This window comes from Vibrio sp. 1402 (assembly GCF_033340275.1).
Genome location: NZ_JAWOWE010000009.1, coordinates 17,863 through 38,205 on the forward strand (window position 1 = coordinate 17,863; position 20,343 = coordinate 38,205).

Sequence of the window (20,343 nt, forward strand, 5' to 3'; positions counted from 1 at the left end):
TTATATCAGATTGGAAAAAGTATGTTGATTCCTTGACCGTTTGTTATACGTTTATAAGAACGCAAATACCGATATTACAAATTCTTGTTCTCTTTCACCTAACCAGAGGTCTAGTAATTTACGATCGGTTGCAATAACACCGCTATTATCGTCAAATGTGGCTATATAACTTACCGTTTCAATAGGTCGAATTAAACCATTATCGTCCATAAAGTAACCTGAAGATAATAGCTCTTCTGTTACTTCATCAAAAGTTGCTCCAAATTTATCTTTTAGCCAACATGAACTTTCAGATACATCAAATTGCCCGCCACGGATTAACATCAAATTTGTTAGAGTAATAGCAGCTTCACTAAGAAAAGATGGTGTCCATTCAACTTTCGCCTCGCGTTGCAACAGCTTTTCTGATGGCTCATTTGTCCTGTACCACCAACCCACTTGTTCACCTTCTTTACGAGCAATAGCCGTTAACAATGGAGAAAGGTTCTCTGTTTCTAGTGTATCTTTCCATGGCATTGAAACGTCAAAATACAATGATATTTTTGACCAGATAATCTCTAGCATCATATAAGCAGGGTTGTGACGAGTAGACGATACAGCAATCCAATTGTTCACGCCTCTGAGAGCCATGTACGGGAACCCGTTATTTTTCACCAAACAAAAATTGTTTGCGGTTACAAGCGTAGGAAATGAAGGTATTCCAAATCCAATACCATTACTGTCCTTTTCCTCAGAAAGGATGTCAACAAACGCTTTTCTCAGCCCAGATTCGGTTTTATATCCTCCATAGCCGTGAATGATACTCGCAGGTGCATAGCATTCTTGAACAAGAGCATAAAAAAGGATGCCATCTTCAGGCTCTAAGTCATGTATGTTGTGATACTTTTCTGGTGCAGGTTTTCCCGTAATTTGCGAAAAAAGTTTTGACGCAGCAGTTAAATCAGGTTCGTAACCGTCTTCTATTAACTTTTTCTCAAAAAGCTGAGCAAACTTTTGACGTATTTTGTTTAGATGCTCAAAAGCGTCTTTGAAATCCGTTTTGTTCAGTGTTTTCTTTACTTCGAAAATACATAGCACCAGCTCGATATCATAAATATATTGTTCCGTTAAACCATACCTTTCACCGTCACCATGAACCAACATACAGTCAATTTGTTCAGGCAGCATTTCCCCAGCCACAGAAATAAAGCCTGAGACTACCTTAAGATCTAGCCCCTTAGGGATAATAAAGTTACTGTCGATTCCTTGACGAGTAATTTCTTCATATGCACTACCTAATGTCGGCATATGAGGCATTTTAATGCCTTCAACTAGCTGAGACTCTGTCGCTATAAATTGCTCCAATATCTCGGATGCTTTTTCTATCATTATGTCACCAAACTGACTGAAACGTATTACGCCTCGTTAGACAGATGATGTCAGCCGTAAAATACACAGCTTAACTCTTTCAATCCGTCAGAAATCGACGGGCAAGCCTGATGCAACCTAACGTTACATAAGCAGAGCATTGACCGTCGAATCCACAAAGTGCAGACATATTCTATCTAACTACCATAGTAAACTGAGTACATAGTTAACCATTAGCTGAAGTAGGTCAACTAATGGCATTAGTAACGAGTCAAGGTTGTTGAGCTAAGCAGCGGTTCCAATAACGTAACCATCAATGTTTTTAACGCTTTTCCTTAAAAACCTCAACGTTCCGCCTTTAGACGAAGGCCAAATTGCTTTCAAGTTTTCATCACAAATGACTTCATTTTTACCATCAGATAACTTTGTTGCCCTAAATACACACTCTCCAAAAGCTTTAGGTTGTTTGTCGGGTGCTAAACCAACCAATGTAACGAGTGTCTTACTGACGGCTAGCCCAACTCCAATATCTACTGCTGGAAGTCGATAGCGTTCGAATAACGCCTCATTAACAAGATCTCTTACATCACCTATCGCATTTTTGGCTGCTCTATGGGACGCGTATATAGCCTGCTCCCTTAAATCAGCATCTATTCGAAATAGGGCTAAAATGCCATCACCCAAGTATTCTGTGACACTTCCTTCTTCCTTGCTAACTGCATAAGCTAAAGCTGGAAGTAGTGCTGATGTTTCATAGTAGACTCTTTGCAACCCTGAGACATCTGCATATTTCGGGCTGATAGCGCACATCAGATGCTTGCTGGAGTCCCTCATATCTGCAACAAAAGCCACGAACTCATCAATAACAGTCTCTCCATCTCGAACAATGTCATGGCCCGGAATTTTTGAAGGTTCAGCAGAGTTTGTGACACTTTCGTACATAGAGTCAATCGCTATGGTACGATTTGCCTTTAGGAGGTGTCCTCCTTCCTGCCACTGCTTTTCAGCTCGATCCAGACTAGAGCCAATTATTTTTCTTAACTCATTTTTTTCGCTAACTTTAAGCATATTTTACCTACCGACTAAATTCATAAAAAAACATAAAATCAATTAAATACATCACTGAGATTTGAGGTAGATAAATGCACATAAGCCTACTGCAAACCAAATAGCAGAAAGCCTCAGAGAAAAGTTCAATCTGTGTAACTTAATCTCCCGAATATAAATCAGCTTCATATGCTCGAACGACAACTCTAGCTCAATGTCATCTGGCGTGTCAGGATATGTTGCTGCAAAGCTTGCTATATCCTTGTCAGCCTTGATGAACTCTCTGTTTAGAAGTGAGTCTAGAAATCCGAAACGATAAAGCCCGCCACTATAAAAAGTACCTTTACAGGCACTCTCATTTACGATGTGACTTGAGGGATTATCTATTGCTGAGATTGTCCTCACAAGTGAGCATATCGCTAGAAACCAAAGGGTAAAAAAGAGATAGGTAACGGCGTTATGCTCTATGAGCGTAGATAGTTGCTCTAGATAGTTCCATATCTGAGATATCTTTGAAAATGGTAAAAGTAAACCAGTTAACAATGCACCAACCTTAACATCAGTAGCGCGAATCGTTGCTTGGCAATCTTGAATGGCAGCCATAATGAAATCTGACTTACTATCCATTGTTCTTTACCCATTCATTCATGCCAATACTAATAACGTTCCCATGGTAGCAAGAACGGTTGTAATTTTTTGTTAGCAGCTTTTTGTTCGACTCCTTTAGGTTGTCATAGAATACATCCGACACCATGATTTCGTAATCAGCACCAGTTTTATTGCCATAGCCACAAAGTTTCGCTGCTTCACTGACTAGAGTTCCAAGCCATACGACTTCGTTGATACCACTGCCCTTGTAACCAGATTTGATTAACAATGAACTGCCATATGATGCACCAATACCAACAGTCAGTTCAGAGTAGTTCCGTTTTCTAAGTTTAATGTTCAGGACATCAATCAAAGAGGAAACACGAAAGGCAACTTCAAAAACGTCATCTATATCTCTTTGATATGGCGTATCAAATATCCCCCAAACACAGTCTCCTTCAATGCTAATCTCATTAACTTTTGGGTGATTTCTCATGATGGCGACCAGTTCAGAGATGTACGTTTTGTAAATCTTTGCTAGTACTGGTCTAGTATGCTTGTCATTGATGGCTTTTGAGCCTCGAATATCAACAAAAAGAGCTGAACACTTTACGTTGAAACCGTTAGTAAACGTGAGGTCATCACGCGAAGGTATTGAGTCTTTGTTTTTGTAGTTTGCGTCTGCGCCTTTTAGGATTTCGTCAATGCGCTCTCTGCTTTTGGTGAAATCATAAGCACTATAGCTCGCCTTCATTAATTTTCCCTCTTAGTCTTGAGTGCGGTATGAGGCGTGAACACCATCTTGGTCGTGGGGTAGGGACTCAAAAAAAGGCCACTCCCTATGCGCATTGTTACAAATGGTCATTATATGGCTCCTAGCGTTTCTTATTGGATTGCGAGAGGACAGAGGCAGCAAACTCTTTAGTTTCGTCGCTGTATTTGTCACTTTGGAGGATGGCAGAAGCTTTGGTTTCCATCTCCTTCCCAGTTTGTTTGCCTTTGTCTGCCTGTGACATCGCGCTCGCAGCCAAGGATTTCTTGATTTTTGATGCTTTGGGATCTGAAAGGGTTTTAGCGGCCTTAGATGCCAAGTTTTGGGATGTGGTTTTTTTATTCATAAACCCCTCCAAAGGGCTGATTATTAAGTGACCATATACTATGTAGGGGCTATTTCTGTGATTTCAATGCCAGAAATAAAATATTGTAAATCAACATGATAATGATAAAAAAATCAATAGCAGGAATCCGCTCGATAGAAGTTAGTGTTCTTATAAAGTGAAGAATCAGTTGTGAGGGGGTGACTCGAAATGAAGAAAGAATGTCAGTTTAAAAGAGCACCACTACATAAGTTTTGAGTATCTGCGAAATGAGCAATTGACGGAGAAAATGGCTAGTATTGAACAAAAAAAGAGAGGCTAATGTGTGCTTCAAGTTAGAAATACTAATCGTTGATATCATGACCTCTAACTCAACTTTGAGGCATATTTGAGCTAGCCACACGGGCTAGCTCAAACATGATGACAGCCATTAATTAGTGAGCTTTGATTTACTGACCGATTGGGTAACTAACTATAGTTTGAAAGTCAGTTAAAGCCATCATTTGGTTTCCTTTAAGTTCATGAAATGGGAATTCAGCGTACTCAATCCCAAGGGACGATAAGTTTAAATACAACTTATTATCAGACAGATGTAACTGCCTTGCATGGGCAGGATATGTCCCTTCATTCTTTTTGGTGACCATAAAAGCGATAGGAAAAAAACTAAGGAGACTAACGTTAGCAATATGTCCGTTGTTATAGAATGCGACTAACTTTGCACTAAAGTGCTTGTTAAAGGGGTAAAACCAATAGTAGATATCATGAGTATCTTGTATAGCATCATTATCTCCCAGAACAAACTCTTTCAATGGCTGGAAATACGGTGATTCTTGAGGTTCTACTTTGCACTCTTCTACTGAAGTCGCAGCTAATATGTGCCCAATCATCGCTCTTATAAACTTCACAGCATCTACATCGGTATCAATTACAGGATAAAGTGTGCCTGCGTTTCGGAAGTAGTTATTTATCTTATTTGTCAATGACTTGTATACTTTTGCAACTTCAACATCATTTGCGCCAAGGTGATGATTATTACAATGATGGCAAATTGTCTTAAATTTGCTTCCATTAGGAGAAGGGACTCCCTTCACCTTAGAGCTGCCAGTCCCTATCATTTCACATATATGACGTTGCTCAACTTTGGTAACTGTTATCGCACCTTTGGGCGGAACATGATCTGAAGATAATCGTCCATAAGAGTCGCAGATTAAGCAATACCCATTTGTAATTTTGGTATGTGCGAAGCGCTTTGAAATACTTTGACTGTACTTACCCACTATAATTTTTACTCCAAGGAATAAAAGCCTACAGACTAGACTAGGCAATTAATGTTCATTTAATCATACTGATACATTACTGGTATAAAGAAAAGTAATTCAATTAAAGGACTACAAGAATGGGGGATGTTTCAGACGTAGCTTCGAATGGGGCAAAACTGTTTCAGCCATCATAACTTCGAGTCACGTCGATAACGGAACAGCCTACATAACCATACCAATTGCTTGAGCAACATCAGCTTTTTCTTTCTTATTAAATACGCTGCATATTATGATTGTGGAACATGTGCTTTAATCTACGTTCTCCATTATGGAAGCAATCAAAAGGCTAAGGAGCATTTAAGATGTGTGATTGATTGGTACGCTAATTTTAAATCGCGCTAAGTACACTAGAAATCGACGAACGCTTCTTGAAATAACAGTTATCCTCAAACCCCAAAATTTAGGTAAATACAGTTTACAAGTAGGATCTAGAGATGAATTTTGTAGTTCTTGGTAGAAATGAAAATACTTTTCAATCAGTTAACACTGCCTTTCTGACAATCGATCATTGGAACGATTACTCCTTTGTCACAATGTTCTATCTGACAGTATACGATGAGAAAGGAATAAAACATGATATTGGTAATGTAAAAATAGCCTTTAAAGGGCAAACTACCGAGATAAGTACACATACAACACTGGGTAAACAGTTTTCCGTATTAGGTGAGCAATATTTCTCGTTAGGGTCTGATGTTAATTACTATAAAAAACTAAACCAGCTAAGCACTGCGCTTAAAGAAGCCATTTTAAAGGCTCTTGAAGATATCGTTTATAAGCCAGAAAAGATAAAAGTTATTGAAGATGAGGATGTTTTAAACACTTCTCTTTTCCGTGGTATCACTTTATCAGATGTTCATGGTCAGTTTTCGAGAGTTTTAGCTGGATTAGCTGAATTATCTGATTTCGACTTCAACTTTGTACGAAATAACTTAGAAGGCTTTTGCGACCTAAAAATACCTTTTAAAGTAAAAGTAGGTTCAATCCCAAGCACTAACATCCATGCTTTTATTGGTCGAAACGGGTGTGGTAAAACGACTATCTTAAATGGGATGATCAACGCAATAGCTAACCCTAACGATGGAAACTGCTACTTTACCGAGGATAGCTCTTTTTTTGAGTCCAGAATCCCTAATGGTTACTTCCGCTCTCTGATATCAGTATCTTTTAGTGCCTTTGACCCATTTACGCCACCTCAAGAGCAGACAGACCCTGCGAAAGGTACGAAGTATTTTTATATTGGCCTAAAGAACAGAGGCAACAAGGACGAGCTTAATTCTCTAGAAGACCTACGTAAAGACTTCGTTTCAGCGTTAATAGGTTGTTTACGTAATGAAGATAAAAAAACAATTTGGCTTGAAGCAATAAACAAATTAAGTAGTGACCAAAATTTCGAAAATATGGGGTTAAGCATTCTTAATACAAGGTATCAAAATTTAAAGCAAAGTTACCCTAGTGCTCAAGTTGATAGTGAACATTTTAACGTTTTGTTTTACAAAGATATTCATAACTACTTACGTCGTATGAGTTCTGGGCATGCGATCGTACTATTTACGATAACTAGATTAGTGGATACGGTAGGTGAAAAGTCACTCGTATTGTTGGATGAGCCAGAAGGACACCTACACCCACCTCTTCTCTCTGCATTTCTGCGTACTTTGAGCGATCTACTTTACATCAAAAATGGGGTCGCAATAATTGCTACACACTCCCCAGTTGTTCTTCAGGAAATACCAAAGTCCTGTGTTTGGAAAGTTATACGTTCAAGAGAAGTCATAAGCACGGAGAGACCAGAGATAGAAACATTTGGAGAAAACTTGGGCGTATTGACACGTGAAGTGTTTGCACTCGAGGTCGCCAATTCGGGTTATCATTCTTTGTTAACTAAGTCAGTTGATTCAGGTGCATCATATGAAGATATTTTGGCTGAATACAAAGGGCAGATTGGGCTTGAAGGTCGAACCGTCTTAAAGGCCATGGTTTTAAATAGGGAAGCTGGAAAATTACAATGAAAAAGCTAAGTCTTCCTAATATATCTTTTAATGATATGTTAACTAAGTGCTCTCAAGGAATGGAACAAGTAAATGTTCGTAAGAACTTCATTTCATTATTTCCAACCTTTCAAGCAAAAGAGCTGCAATATAGAACACTAAGTATGGGTGGGAATTTATACACTTACCCTAAAACTAAGCCTTTAACCAACACGACTCAAGTCGTTGGCCACCTTACTAAATCAAAGCTAATTAATTTATATGAAAACAACCTGAGAAATAAGGACAAACCTGCGAGAGAGTACTACGATTCATTACTAGTATCTTCTGGAGAGCGTTGCCCGTTTTGTGGCGATATTGGTCACACGAAAAACTTAGACCACTTTTTGCCCAAAGCTCATTTCCCTGAATTTTCAGTTATGCCGCTTAACCTAGTGCCTTCGTGTCGTGACTGTAACATGGGGGAAAAAGGGCAGACTTATGCAATTCGCGCAGATGATCAAGCCATTCACCCATATGTTGATAAAAACATCTATTATCAAGAGCAATGGGTGTTTGCAGAGTACATTGATGAGGATGATGGTGCACTACGTTATTACGTCCGTTGCCCAGCAGCTTGGAGCTTAGAAGACAAAAATCGGGCTGAAAACCACTTCAATAGTTTAGATCTAGCAAGCCGATACCGCTTAGAGGCAGGCAAACACTTAAGTGAAGTAATCGACCAAAGGAATGCGTTTATAGATGTAATACTCAGCTTTAATGCGCATGCTACACCACAAGCAATAAGAGATGCATTTGTTAATGCTAATCTCCAACCCATTATAAATTCAGGTCAATTTCCTAATCATTGGAAAAAAGTAATGTACCAGTGTTTAGCTAACTCGCTCGCGTTCTTTGAGAGATGAATGTAAACCTGAATTGTTCACGTTGCACGCACTTCCGGGTAATTTTTGGTAAGGTATATACACATTAGCAAAAGGTATATGAGCTGTTATTCTAACTAACAAGTGGGCAATTCTGTGCTTGTGCTCTCTGCTGGATTAAGACTGAGAAAGAACTAGGTAAACAGGAAAAATAGCTTACCATTATTAATGGTAAGCTTCATTCCCCGATCACTTTCAAGAAGTACTCCTGCAAACCCAGCCTAAACTGGCGTGTAGAGTTTGCGGCATTTTTATAAATACGCCCCTGAACATCCAACTCCATCACAGGGCAGTTTTCCCAATGCTTAGCCTGCTTGCTGTAGTCAAGGTTCCCCAGCTCTCGCCCTGCATTTTCAAGTACGTCAGGCGACATACCATCCGTCACAAGTTTATGAATAACTAGTCCTAATGCTTGCCAAACCTGAGGAGATAGTTGATACCCTGAGCGATTATTGACGAACGATTCTTTCAAAGGCTTCAGCCATCCTCTCATGAATGCTGAGATGTTATTCATATAACCACATGCAAGTACTGATGTTAAACTCTCTCCCGATTCCAATGTTATGTCTTTAGGCATCTTGCTGTACTCTTGAGTGCCAGCTCCGGCTACCGCGCCAACGAGCAACTTAAACAGAACATATTGGGTGGTAATAGTACTCTCAGACACCTTTACATGTTTAGCATCAAAGTTGACACCACCATAAGACTCGATCTCAGTCTCTTTGATTAACTGAAGAATAAATGGGCGCAATGGGAAGTCACTTTCTCCAGACAAGCTATTACCTTCACTAACATGAGGCAGATTTAGAGCTGTGTCGAAGAGCGAGCTTTTTTTAAATAAATGAACGATATCTGCGGTATTCAACCCTTTCTCATCATCAAAAATAACTCTAACTTCAACATCTTCCATTGCTAATCGTTGCCGAGCGAGGCTTTTTTGATTGATTTCTTTCACACTTAACCTTGAACTAAATAAGAAAGTCTTAATTCCTAACATTCTGCAAATAGCCACGAAGGTCAGTACATTACCAACAATATGGGTACTGCTCGAATTGAAAGTCAAAGATGACAGACTTCGAGAAGTTCCATCCAAGACAGGCTTCCCCTCAATAGCAAACGTGATAGATAGTGGTGCAAAAACCTCGCCTTTGACCACACGCTCCTCAAGCTCGGCTTGAATAGCTTTTACTTTATCTAAGTTTGTTGCATTGGTTGCTGCATCAATGATCCACTTCAATTCTGATCTAACATTCTCGGCGGAAAAATAGGCATCAATCGCAACCATCGGCATGGCTGTAATAAGAGTTTTACAAGTTTTGCCCTTAGTCGAAAGCAACATGCCAGTTATTTTTTGTTCTAAGGCTTTCAATTCTTTATATCCAACATCGTGTTTATCGCAGTTTAATTTACAAATAAAATTTGATCCGACAAGCGCGTCGGATCAATAATGTTCTGTGAATACTACCTAATTCGTACTCTTGCGCACTATGTTGCCACAGGAAGAACAAAGCATGAAAAACATGACAGAACCACGTATCGGAGATACCAATGAGATCTCAAATGCAGATCTAGAGAACTCGATTGTAAACAGCCTAGTCAGTCACTTTGACGAAAGTGAACGAACTAGCTATCTAGCCAGTTCAACCAGTCTGCTCAAAAACTCGACCGAAACACTTTCCCCCACTCAGCTAGAAGAAATTTTCAAAGAGAACGCTAAGTACTACGCTGGGGTAAAGACTATACAAACGACGCTTAAACACGCCACTATTTTCATTAGTCCTCAGCTAGCGAGAGATATGTTGACGTTTTCTAGTCGCGGCACGGTAAATAAAAAAAACAAAAACCGACGATTGAGCAAAACCAAGGTCACAAAATATGCAGAGTCGATGCGGCGAGGCGAGTGGTGTCTCACTGGCGAACCAATAATCATCTCTAATGAAGGCGAGATCCTGAACGGTCATCATCGATTAGAGGCCTCGTGCGAGGCTTGTGTAGGCTTTATAGCACCTATAACTTATGGCGTTACCGATGATTTGAGTTTTGCACATATCGACGTTGGAAACATACGTTCACGAGCACAAGTTTTAGAGATGGCAGGTGTGACGGTTAGCGCTTCAGTACTTTCTCGCGTCGCCATGCTCGCCAAAGCGTTTGACATGACTAGAAATCCATTTGCCTTTCGTGGGACGCAAGGAACATCGTTTCAACCCGCAGAAATACTTACATATGTGGAAGAGCACAATGAACTAGCTCTTTCGGTTCATTTCATCTCAGAAGTGTTTAAAAAGCATCGACTTGAAAGCCAAGCATCTGAAACGATCTATGCGTTCGCACACTACCTAATCAAAAAACAACTATCTGTTTGCGAGTATAAAGAGTTACCTCTTTGTCCCGAAACTTATCTAACTCGTGTAATCTCCTCATTAGGGCTTAGCTCTGAGGAGGATATCGAATATCAGGTTAGGAATTACCTTCAGTCAATTGTTCACGAATCAACATCTTATTCGCTTCTTTGTAAACTATCCGCGATCTTTAAAGGATGGAATGCACATCTAGGTCTTACGATTGCAGGCAATAAGATTTCCGTACGTCGAGTTGCTCGCTATAAAAAAGATGAAAATGGGAACAAAATTCCGCTTACCGCTGCTGGTAATATTAACGAGCCATTTACCGTCCCATGCGTACCCAAAGGCCCTACCCCAAAACGAATTCAGAAACAAAGCAATGTCCAAATAAAACAATAACAATAAAGGTGGTTAGGCAGGCATAGCGTAAGCCTGCCTTGTTAACTCTAGAGAGTAACGATGACGTTCGATAAGTAAGGGGGAATCTATGAGAGAGCTAGTCCAAGAACTGAGCCTGCTGGATAAAAACGCTTTGCATTTGTTTACGGTCGATAATGTGAGGATACAAGGGAATTTTGCAGAGTTTGACTTAACTATCCAAACGTCATCCCAGATTTTGAGCCAATGGCTTATAACATGTAAGCACTGCCTAAAAGCTAAGATAGATCACACAAATCTAGCCAGAGAGGTAACAATCAAATACGACATATTCATCGTTGGCAGTAGCTACTTTTCAGGGGCATATTTTGATGCCACGAGGTTAACTTCATGACTTCGGAAGACATACTTCACATAATACAAGACGAGATGGGAGAGAAGGTAATCGCATCGGTCACATTAAGTGATGCCGGAAACCTTATCGTCCAGTACGGCGATAAGGTTATGGTTTACAAAACTGCCACCTCGGCAAAGCCTGCATCTGAGCTATTAAAAATAGTGGCTGATTTCATCAACTGATTTTCCCGTCCAATCATGAGAAAAGCCTTCTAAGATGCTTGGGCTTAGCTTTTGGCCATCAAATAGTCGGCAAGCCTCACAACGTATTCTAGTTTATAGCTCATACTTGATCTTACACATCCGCTAGTTAGTCACGACTAGAGCGTACTTGTCGGCCTGCGAGTATAATAACTCACAATTGAAAGAAGTTTTTTACAAAGTGCAGGAAACTGCATTGTTTAAGATAACCGCAACCAATCCATTAAGTTAATGACGTTACTTCTGAGTCGGTCAAAGAATGTTATTCTCTAGATCATCACCTAGAAGTTTTTTACAATCGCCCATTATCTGGCTCAAACGTTGAGAACAGAAATCGAGAACCTGCTCGTTAGCCATACCATTTAACCTCGCTATATCGTGTCGTAGCTCCATGATCTCATCAAAAAAATTATCAGCAGCGTTTAGTCGCTCAATGTTTCTATCAATATTTGTCCATATTCCGAGTTGCTCCCAGCCTAACTCAACATAAAACCATAGGCTTTCATGATCTTTGTGTCCTGTTAGTTCCGATATCCGCTTCAAAATAGTTGTATAATCAGCATCTTCGAATGACTGCTGTGACCTACCAGTTTCCTGCATTTTCAGCTTAAGGTGCGAGGCAACCTGTTGAGTGATGAATCTAATTCGGAATTTTCTGAAACATAGATTTGAATCTTCAAATCCAGCAGCACTGGATAATCTAACAAAGTCCTTAGTTATGGAACTTTTGCTAATAGCCTGACCACGTTCCCCTAGAAGTAAGGTTTTAGGGTCTATATAGTCCGGATAATATTCAGATAAGGCGCTGACAAAAGCTTTTCGGCTGGATATGTAACGCTTAAATCTAAGGCTGTCTATCATTTTAAACGGAAATTTTCTGATTGGGGCTTGCTCCTTTTTCCGCTTTAAAGTAGGAATATTAAGCGATTTTGATGCTAATACTTCTTGTTCAGGTTCGATGTCTATTAGCTCTCCGGGCCTTAATCCAGTCCGTTTCATAAGAAATACAGTAAACATACGTCTAGACCGCAGATACTCGCTAGTAACAGCCTGAAGGTTGCTTGGGATGCCCTTCAACGAATTAGAGGACGCTTGATCAATAATTTTTTCAATTTCTTGTATTTGTTTCTCTGTGATTGCTGTCCTCGGTTCAACGCTGACCGACGAGGGTATAGCGCGGTGAGATAGATAATGTGAACCTGAACGGTCAAACTCTAATATAGATATCTTATTCTTGAATTTTTTGAGATTCCTAGATGCATTTTTTCTATTGTGGTTGACTTTAATCTTTACTGTAATTTGCGCACAATCCTCCTTTTCACCAATTAAGAAGGTAGATGCTCGATTTAGGAACCGCTGCTGATACCAAACAAGAAATTTCAAAGTTGTTTGAAGTATGTTAATAATAGTATTTGAGTTACGTTTTAATACTATAGGCTTATTATTATCTCGTTCACTTGATAATTGTTCTGCAAGATTAAAAATGTCATTATCAGTTAAGGCGCTAAAATTAATATTATAAGCATGACAGTATCGAATTATATGTGTAAGGTTCCTAGCATGAGCTTCCAGAGTTCCTAGTGCTACTCCATCCGTTTGTATATCTAAAATATAGGAATTTACTGCGAAGCAGGGTTTACCATCAGGAAATTTCACAAAAGGAAAATCTTCGACAACCGCACTAAATCTTGAGTACAAGATATCAGAAGGAGTGGCTTTGGAATCATCTGTTGTTACAGACTTTACAGAACGATAGAGTTGTTTGGGTTTCATTGTTCGCCACCTTCAATCACATAAAACTAGTGAACTGTATTTGTGTTGATACCAATTGCTAAAATCTCACCAAAATCCTTCCTGTGACGACGCATAATATTATCGATACGTGCATTAATTCTATCTGAAACCATTTTATCCTCTTGAAGAGATTTTATATTGGCAAGAAGTTCGGAATATGCCTTAGTCAACAATAAATTCATTAACTCTGTTTTATTTGAACTTTCTTCTAATTCTTTTCGTTTATTTTCCGAACGACTCAACTTAGAAGTAACTGTTTTTCCATTCTTCCTATACTTTATTTTTTCGTACAGTGTTGCCCTAAGTTCATTAAGAAACTTAAACCCATCTCCATCTTTGCAGTGTTCGTTTAGAGACTTATTTGCTGCCTCCTTCATTGTGTTGAGTGATATTTCTGAAAACTTATTCTTTACAGAAAGTTTTGCAAAATTTCGTTGTCCTGACAATGAAGCTATATGAGACTCGGGAATAGAGGAGGGGTTCTCTATACCTCCGAGTAAATATTTGTAACGAGAATAAACATTGTTAATACTATTACTTCGCATTATAAATAGCCTCTCCAAAAATCAGTGATATTTCAAAGCTCACTAGTTGACCATCATCAGTTTCACACTGGATAGAGTGAGGTTTTAGATAAAATCCATCTTCATTTCTAAGATCTCGCACGTACTGTTCCCATTCATTCTGATGTATAAATTCTAGGCTTGAAACACCAAAATGTTTGCATACTAACTCACGTAACGCTTCAAATGAATCATCAACGTGAGTGAAGTCGTCATATCGATCTTGTGATGACAGGCAGTGTATTGCAAAGTCTGCTTCGAAGGCGCAAAGATCTGTGCGAGGGAAGTTTGCTTCAACATATCTATAAATATGTTCTGCGTCTACATGACCTGCAATATCTCTCGCAGCATCAAGTACGTTAAACCTACCATGCCAAAAAAGTAGAATTAGAAAAAATTTTCGCATCTCATGGACTCTTACATACCACCGCCTTTTATGCTCGTCCAACCTGATTTTTAATTTATCACCGAGATTATCAAGCTTTGTGTTTAATACACCTTTTGAAACCCTGCCTACATTAGTAAGCCCAGATAAAGGAGCGTAAAAAAGTGTATCAGAGGTGTCTGTGCCCATAATAATATCGATGCCATTACCTAGCTTCTGTAACAACTCTATAGATTTAGCTGTTATGTATGGTATCGGTTTTATCACTTCCTCATAAGCCTCCCCGACATTACTCTTACCCAAGTAAAGTTTGAGATAGTATCCACCTCCGAGTTCATGATAGAGACAGTCACGTTTTAGATTAATAATCTCATCATCTCGTGATGGTTTCATGATAGCAATGAGAATAGCACTAGCAGCCATAACGTCACCTAAGCAACTAAATAGGTCATATTCTTCTGAAGTGTTTTTATTTTTTGTTTTAGATGTAGAGGTGTGAGGATATGACAAATTTAGTTCTATACATAAATCTCTATATTTTTCCAATCTGCTCAGTCTATTAAAAAGGAGTCTATTTTTTCGCATAATAGAGGCTTCAATATTTATATCTTTAATTTTTGATGGTTTATATGATTTATCTAGGAATTCCAAATATAGGTCAATTAAATTTTCACCATATTTGTACACTAGTTTCATAGCCCCGTTCATATACGACAATCCAATATCAATTGGCAATAAAGGAGTTCTTCCATCAATCTTAGTGTATTTCATTGCCGCTTTTCGGGCGGTATTAATGCTGAGGTAACATGGATTTGGTGAGGTTTCAGGCAAGTGTCTATGTGCAAATAACAGAACCTCAAAGTGACCAGTAATGGCGACTAAAGAGTTTTCGTTTGAGGGGTTATTTAGCGCATCAGTTAGTAGGGGAGTTCGATGACCATGGTAGTCTGATTTGATATTATATTTAACTAGCAGTTCACTTTCTTTTAATTCAATCTCGAACTGACGAAGAAATGCTCGCATTCTCTCAGATGACATTGATTCTTTATCACAATTCAAAATACTTGATATTCGTTGTAAATCAAAAACTAGTGCTCCCTTAAATTCACCAGACTTTAAGGGGCGCATTAAATTTGTTTCCCTTAATTTCAAGTAAATGCTTTTGCACAATTCCTCATCGATGTTTGGGATGGCGGAATATACCTCGAGTGGGCATTCTGAATTGAATGCAGATTGATAAAATAGTAATAACGCACGTTGAGGTAATTCTAAAGCAAAGGTTATCCCACCTTTTGAATAGTTTATACTGAATTGATTTAATCCTTGCTGGTCTAATAGATTAAACCCATACTTATGGGGTAAATATCTGTCTTCATATAAAACCAGAAATTTTGCTAATACTAATAAGCTCCCTGTAACATCATGCCATCGCCTGTTACCGATAACTTTTCCCGTTATAATACCATTACGGAAAAGAAATGACGTTTTTTTTATATTATCAAGAAGTATTCTGTATCTGTCATCACATAAATTGTTACCATTTGGCAATGTCACGTTCCAAGTAATATTATCAGTTTCAACACCCTTACCATCAATAATTGAACCTTTTCCCCTCTTTGTTGTGTACCATATAGGTGACTCAAAATCATTTAACAGCCAACTTGCCTTGTATTCACCACTAAAAGGTAAAACACTGTCTCTTGCATGTTCTAATATGGCTTGTATTTCATCAGCATCATCGAGTTGATAACCAGTTGTGTCAGTGTTAAACGGATATACGTTTTTTTTAGATGCAACCATTTTGAGTCCACTCAGATTTTAAGCCGAACTTACTAAATTCTTTTTCAAGGCTATCTTTTAGATTAATTGCCGTTTTATGGCACTCTTTTAATGCACTAATATCATAGCTTTCATCCTGTTCCTTTTTAGATTCACATATATGTACAATCATGTGTTTGAGGTTGATGAAATGTATAGGTGCTAAATTTGTATTGGGATCTATGAGATTTCTTTCAGTATTGTTTAGCTTGGTAGCTAAGTCGCAATAACAATATAGAACTGCCAAGGTTTTAGGGTCAATTCTCAAATTAAATACTGCATTACTATTTTCGGTCTGATCTTCACATCCAAAAATAAATGCAAATCTATCCCCTAATTTCAAGTTTATCAATGAATCTATCGGGCTGCGCCCCCTTTCAGAGCAAAAAAATATTTGTGCCATAAAATACGATAAGTCAGCCATAGATTGAAAATCAGACACCTCAATTAGATAGTCTTCATCATATGCCGATAATATGATAAGTGTTTGCTGAAATCGCCTTATTATTCTGTTATTCCACATCTTTAAGAGCACGGGTGGTATATAATTCTCTAGCGTAACTCGTTCTGTATTTCCTAGAGTTTTCGCCATTTCCCTAATGGAGCCACATTCAAACCAACGCAACACACCCATTGTATTTCGTAGCGAACTTAGTGATACGTTGTAACCTGCTAGTTCCGGATAGAGTTCAGACATGGAAACTACACCGCTATCCTTCGAGGGAATCAACAGTACACTCGCACTTCCCTTGAGTGGCCCAAGCTTCGCTCCATGCTGATACCCAAGAAATAGAAATTGATGATGGCTGTTTCCTGAGGATTTCATTAATTTTCTTACTGGCTCTGTAGCACGTATAATGAACTTAATTACCTCTCTTGATTTTTCGGTAAGCACAACCACCTTGCGGTCTGTAGCCCTCGGTTTGTCAACACTAAATAACAAAGATTCTTGGTCATCTGTGATTTTTAGATATGAGTTCCCATATTTGTTTTCTAGTTTAGCATTCAGAATAGAATCGGGGTTAATTCTGGGATGTTCATGTATCAAAATAATGGAGAGGGCTATCATGTCGAGACTAGATAAAATCCCAAGAAATCGATAGGGCAATTTATTTGATCGGAAAAGTGCGGCTTGTTCTGGGCGCAACTCTGAACAACCTCTTAGATATTCTCCTGCATATCTGATTTTTGCGGACACCTTTGATGAATTAGGTGGAAAATATGGGTCATTGCATAATTGCTCGGTACTAATAACCGAGCAATTATCTCCCCTGTCCAATAAGTATCGCAACCTTGCTAACAACCACCTATATCCGTCATGGAAAAACTCTTGACTAATTATAGAGGGAACTTTGCCGAGCTTATTGGCTTTAGGGCGACCAGTGTACCTACGGTGCCCACCTTTCGCCAAGGTGTCCTCTAAAACCCTATCTGTTAAATCTTCTACTGCGTTTTTTCCGAACTGATGATCAGCTTTTAAACAATGAAAATAGTGTAGCGCGGCGTTTAATAGGGTCTGTGTGCTATCGAGCAGTTCGTTGTATATAGTATCGAGATAATCGCTATTAGTTCTTGAATAGTCGATATTTACTAAAAGCTTGGAAACCCGCTCCTCGGCTTTTTTAGGTTTGAATTTTGTTAATAGTTGCTGGTTTTTGCTCTTAGATGCCTCAGCCCTGCTAGGTATTTTGGGAACTTGGACATCCAATGGAATTAACCCGCTTTCCTGCAAGTGCCCCAGCGTGATGCTAATACTGTGGTTCCAACAATGCGTCTTAGTTGATAATTTTTTCGTTGAGGTTAATAGATAATGACGAAAATATTCATGTAGGAAAATCTGCCAGTGCCTGACTTCTGTGGGTAGTGATGCTTGAGAGTGTGATAAATAGGCCACAAATGTAAATACGAAATTTTCAATCAGTTTAAATTGACCTTCTATGGTGTTGTATCGCCCGCTGAATTTGGCAACCTCCTGCATATAACGAATCAAGATCGATTCGTCAACGACTGTGGGTGAAGCATCGACAGATCGAGTAAGATCTCCGCCCTTGGGGTTGGCGGCTTTGAAGGTGAATTTTTTGCCTACGTTTGTAACACATAACTGGCTCATTCTGATTTAATCGCCGTGTCAAATAGTAATGTGTCAAATTTAGTAGAAGATGTGAGATATTTCCAAGAAAAAAACCATATAGATTATATGGCAAGGCTTTTTGTGGTGAGAGTGGTAGGTGCTATTTGACACCTAACGGTGTCCAGAAAATCTCACGCTCGGCTTTCATTTGCGCATTCATTGCAGCGGTCAGATCGGCTGGTGGCTGGACATCTTTAATCTCAATTCGTGTGACTTTTACGCCCCAAGGGTTTGTTGCTTGGTCAACAATCGCCAACAGCTTAGAGTTGATCATGTCGCGTTGGCTCAGCATTTCGTCCAGTTCCATTGAACCTAAAACGGTACGAATGTTGGTAAGGGTCAAGTTTCTAATAGCGTGTTCTAAGTCGTTGACTTCATAAGCCGCTTTGGCAGCATCGATCACTTGAACAAATCCGACAGCGTCAATAACCACGTTAGCGTTATCTTTTGAAATGACCTCTTGCGCAGGAATATCGAGAACGCGCTCCATCATATTTACTTTTTGACCAACTTTATCAACGAATGGAATGATCAAGTTTAAACCCGGCTTTAATGTGTGGGTGTAGCGTCCGAAGCGTTCAACTGTCCAGTTGTTTCCTTGCGGAACCGTTTTAATGGCTGAAGATAAGATAACGACAGCAAGAACGACGAAAATACCGATGGTGATCAGTGAATCAATTGGCATGAGTTATTCCCTTAAGTGCATAATATTCGATCCATTTTTACCTATTTATAGACAATAGACAATTGAAGTTCTGAGACCTTTGAGAGGTTATTGGTTTTTTATATGACAAAGGCCGGAAATCCCGGCCTTTGTTGTCTTCTTCCTAGAAGAATGCGACGCTTAGTACAAAATTGAGTAAAGCTGGCGACGATATTTGCTTGCTAATGCGTTACCTTGACCTAGCGCACTGAGAATATCCATAAAAGTCTTCTTCACTTCACCGTCTTGGGCGCCCAAGTCTTTTTTAAGAATATTCCACAGCAGTTCCAACGCTTCTTCATCCCGACCAACTTGGTTGTATTGTACCGCCAATTCACAAGCGAGTTCGAAGTTTGCCATGTCTGCTGCGTATGCTTGTTCTAGTCGCTGTAACTCAGGGCTATCTGCAGCCTGCAAATGCAGCTCGAGCTTGGCTATTAGGCTCTTGTAGTAGTTATCTTGATACTCGAGAGGGATAGCGTTCAGTAGTTCTTGGGCAATATCAAATTGTTTGGTTTCTAGCAAACAATCAGCCATCGCGAGTTTCACATCACCACGCTCTTGCAGCTCTGGCGGCAAAGTGTGGATGATGCTCAAAGCCTGAGCATGCTCACCTTGCTGAAGAAGTTCACTGACTTGTTTTAATAGTTGTTCATCTGGGCTTGGCAAATGCTTTTGTAGCATGGTAGCAATGGCATCAATTGGCTGGGGGCCTCCCAGACCATCGACGGCTTGACCATTTATAAACAGCGCGATAGTTGGCAATACTTGCACGCCAAATTGAGACGCTAAAGCGGGCTGATCTTCACAATTTAGTAGAGCAAGCGTAAATGCACCGTTGTACTGTTGAGCAAGAGATTGCAACTCAGGGAGTATCTGTGCGCTTTCTGGCTGAGCGTTGGCCCAAAAGTGGATCAAAACGGGCGTGTTCATTGATCCTTCAAGCGTTTCGCGAAAGTTCTGTTCTGTTATCTCAACGATAAATGGGGATTGCATCAGAGTATCCTTGCCTTGTGTCTTGTCGTTGATATTAGATATGGAGTTGATTTAGGTGAAATTCAAGCGACATTCACCATCAATAATGAATCATTCTATTTTGAGAAAACGTGAGGTAATAGAGTGAGGTTATTGCTGCTCAGGTGTTAGATAAAAAGAAAACGCTGCCGAAGCAGCGCAATTCTAATGCTATTTGTTAGTGCGGTATCAAAATAGGATGAACATGGTCAACACTACACCCACACTAAGCCAGTTAAGCTGATTTAATGTCATTGTTGCCTCGCAGTAGTATAAACATTGCTACAAAACGTAATGGGTGGCGAT

16 protein-coding genes and 1 pseudogene are annotated in these 20,343 nt (G+C 39.4%); 4 read left to right on the forward strand and 13 right to left on the reverse strand.

The annotated features are described in order from the left end of the window. Positions 1 to 51: 51 nt before the first annotated feature. From R7044_RS16590 to R7044_RS16615, 6 genes are all read right to left on the reverse strand, one after another. Positions 52 to 1,368: a DUF6602 domain-containing protein gene (locus R7044_RS16590; protein ID WP_222716740.1), complete on the reverse strand. Its 1,317-nt coding sequence runs from the start codon at positions 1,366 to 1,368 to the stop codon at positions 52 to 54. A 264-nt stretch (positions 1,369 to 1,632) separates the two neighbouring features. Then, the gene (locus R7044_RS16595) at positions 1,633 to 2,415 is read right to left on the reverse strand and encodes a hypothetical protein (protein ID WP_222716739.1); all 783 of its coding nucleotides are present in this window, start codon (positions 2,413 to 2,415) and stop codon (positions 1,633 to 1,635) included. 51 nt (positions 2,416 to 2,466) lie between these two features. Next, positions 2,467 to 3,021 carry a hypothetical protein gene (locus R7044_RS16600; protein ID WP_222716738.1) on the reverse strand — a complete coding sequence of 185 codons (555 nt, stop codon included), beginning with the start codon at positions 3,019 to 3,021 and terminating at the stop codon, positions 2,467 to 2,469. After that, positions 3,014 to 3,736, reverse strand: coding sequence for an adenylate/guanylate cyclase domain-containing protein (locus R7044_RS16605; RefSeq protein WP_222716737.1), 723 nt, complete (start codon positions 3,734 to 3,736; stop codon positions 3,014 to 3,016). The genes R7044_RS16600 and R7044_RS16605 overlap by 8 nt, the downstream gene beginning before the upstream one ends. Before the next feature lie 121 nt (positions 3,737 to 3,857). Continuing rightward, positions 3,858 to 4,100, reverse strand: a complete 243-nt coding sequence (locus R7044_RS16610) for a hypothetical protein (RefSeq protein ID WP_222716736.1) — start codon at positions 4,098 to 4,100, stop codon at positions 3,858 to 3,860. 428 nt (positions 4,101 to 4,528) lie between these two features. Beyond that, positions 4,529 to 5,356: a metal-binding protein gene (locus tag R7044_RS16615; RefSeq protein WP_222716735.1), complete on the reverse strand. Its 828-nt coding sequence runs from the start codon at positions 5,354 to 5,356 to the stop codon at positions 4,529 to 4,531. Between the two features lie 476 nt (positions 5,357 to 5,832). Here R7044_RS16615 and R7044_RS16620 point away from each other — a divergent pair, with 476 nt between their 5' ends. Continuing rightward, on the forward strand, positions 5,833 to 7,407 hold the full coding sequence (locus R7044_RS16620) for an AAA family ATPase (RefSeq protein WP_222716734.1): 1,575 nt from the start codon (positions 5,833 to 5,835) through the stop codon (positions 7,405 to 7,407). Further along, a complete protein-coding gene (locus tag R7044_RS16625; RefSeq protein ID WP_222716733.1) occupies positions 7,404 to 8,291 on the forward strand; it encodes an HNH endonuclease in 888 nt (295 codons plus the stop codon). Before R7044_RS16620 ends, R7044_RS16625 begins: the two co-directional genes overlap by 4 nt. 196 nt (positions 8,292 to 8,487) lie before the next feature. On the opposite strand, the gene R7044_RS16630 is transcribed toward R7044_RS16625, so the two are convergent. Further along, positions 8,488 to 9,648 (reverse strand): hypothetical protein, encoded by a 1,161-nt coding sequence (locus R7044_RS16630; RefSeq protein ID WP_222716756.1) that lies wholly within the window; start codon positions 9,646 to 9,648, stop codon positions 8,488 to 8,490. A 148-nt stretch (positions 9,649 to 9,796) separates the two neighbouring features. On the opposite strand from R7044_RS16630, the gene R7044_RS16635 reads away from it, so the two are divergent. Beyond that, positions 9,797 to 11,053, forward strand: a complete 1,257-nt coding sequence (locus R7044_RS16635; RefSeq protein ID WP_222716732.1) for a chromosome partitioning protein ParB — start codon at positions 9,797 to 9,799, stop codon at positions 11,051 to 11,053. Between the two features lie 369 nt (positions 11,054 to 11,422). Continuing rightward, a complete protein-coding gene (locus R7044_RS16640) occupies positions 11,423 to 11,611 on the forward strand; it encodes a hypothetical protein (protein ID WP_025621703.1) in 189 nt (62 codons plus the stop codon). A gap of 270 nt (positions 11,612 to 11,881) precedes the next feature. Here R7044_RS16640 and R7044_RS16645 read toward each other — a convergent pair whose 3' ends face one another. The 6 genes and pseudogenes from R7044_RS16645 to R7044_RS16670 all read right to left on the reverse strand — a co-directional run bounded on the left by R7044_RS16645 (position 11,882) and on the right by R7044_RS16670 (position 20,019). Then, the gene (locus R7044_RS16645; RefSeq protein ID WP_222716731.1) at positions 11,882 to 13,402 is read right to left on the reverse strand and encodes a site-specific integrase; all 1,521 of its coding nucleotides are present in this window, start codon (positions 13,400 to 13,402) and stop codon (positions 11,882 to 11,884) included. A 26-nt stretch (positions 13,403 to 13,428) separates the two neighbouring features. Further along, positions 13,429 to 13,968, reverse strand: a complete 540-nt coding sequence (locus R7044_RS16650) for a hypothetical protein (protein ID WP_222716730.1) — start codon at positions 13,966 to 13,968, stop codon at positions 13,429 to 13,431. Next, positions 13,958 to 16,171, reverse strand: coding sequence for a hypothetical protein (locus R7044_RS16655; protein WP_222716729.1), 2,214 nt, complete (start codon positions 16,169 to 16,171; stop codon positions 13,958 to 13,960). The genes R7044_RS16650 and R7044_RS16655 overlap by 11 nt, the downstream gene beginning before the upstream one ends. After that, complete coding sequence (locus R7044_RS16660) at positions 16,158 to 18,299, reverse strand: hypothetical protein (RefSeq protein WP_017045489.1); 2,142 nt, start codon at positions 18,297 to 18,299, stop codon at positions 16,158 to 16,160. The genes R7044_RS16655 and R7044_RS16660 overlap by 14 nt, the downstream gene beginning before the upstream one ends. 154 nt (positions 18,300 to 18,453) lie before the next feature. Then, a pseudogene (locus tag R7044_RS16665) lies at positions 18,454 to 19,005 on the reverse strand (SPFH domain-containing protein); the annotation flags it as partial. A gap of 159 nt (positions 19,006 to 19,164) precedes the next feature. After that, positions 19,165 to 20,019 (reverse strand): co-chaperone YbbN, encoded by an 855-nt coding sequence (locus tag R7044_RS16670; protein ID WP_054578026.1) that lies wholly within the window; start codon positions 20,017 to 20,019, stop codon positions 19,165 to 19,167. Positions 20,020 to 20,343 lie beyond the last annotated feature (324 nt).

Bases quoted from the DNA above. Each gene is read 5' to 3' on its own strand.
- R7044_RS16590 (WP_222716740.1), bottom strand. From the start codon at position 1,368: ATGATAGAAAAAGCATCCGAGATATTGGAGCAATTTATAGCGACAGAG.
- R7044_RS16595 (WP_222716739.1), bottom strand. From the start codon at position 2,415: ATGCTTAAAGTTAGCGAAAAAAATGAGTTAAGAAAAATAATTGGCTCT.
- R7044_RS16600 (WP_222716738.1), bottom strand. From the start codon at position 3,021: ATGGATAGTAAGTCAGATTTCATTATGGCTGCCATTCAAGATTGCCAA.
- R7044_RS16605 (WP_222716737.1), bottom strand. From the start codon at position 3,736: ATGAAGGCGAGCTATAGTGCTTATGATTTCACCAAAAGCAGAGAGCGC.
- R7044_RS16610 (WP_222716736.1), bottom strand. From the start codon at position 4,100: ATGAATAAAAAAACCACATCCCAAAACTTGGCATCTAAGGCCGCTAAA.
- R7044_RS16620 (WP_222716734.1), top strand. From the start codon at position 5,833: ATGAATTTTGTAGTTCTTGGTAGAAATGAAAATACTTTTCAATCAGTT.
- R7044_RS16625 (WP_222716733.1), top strand. From the start codon at position 7,404: ATGAAAAAGCTAAGTCTTCCTAATATATCTTTTAATGATATGTTAACT.
- R7044_RS16630 (WP_222716756.1), bottom strand. From the start codon at position 9,648: ATGTTGCTTTCGACTAAGGGCAAAACTTGTAAAACTCTTATTACAGCC.
- R7044_RS16635 (WP_222716732.1), top strand. From the start codon at position 9,797: ATGTTGCCACAGGAAGAACAAAGCATGAAAAACATGACAGAACCACGT.
- R7044_RS16640 (WP_025621703.1), top strand. From the start codon at position 11,423: ATGACTTCGGAAGACATACTTCACATAATACAAGACGAGATGGGAGAG.
- R7044_RS16645 (WP_222716731.1), bottom strand. From the start codon at position 13,402: ATGAAACCCAAACAACTCTATCGTTCTGTAAAGTCTGTAACAACAGAT.
- R7044_RS16650 (WP_222716730.1), bottom strand. From the start codon at position 13,968: ATGCGAAGTAATAGTATTAACAATGTTTATTCTCGTTACAAATATTTA.
- R7044_RS16655 (WP_222716729.1), bottom strand. From the start codon at position 16,171: ATGGTTGCATCTAAAAAAAACGTATATCCGTTTAACACTGACACAACT.
- R7044_RS16660 (WP_017045489.1), bottom strand. From the start codon at position 18,299: ATGAGCCAGTTATGTGTTACAAACGTAGGCAAAAAATTCACCTTCAAA.
- R7044_RS16670 (WP_054578026.1), bottom strand. From the start codon at position 20,019: ATGCAATCCCCATTTATCGTTGAGATAACAGAACAGAACTTTCGCGAA.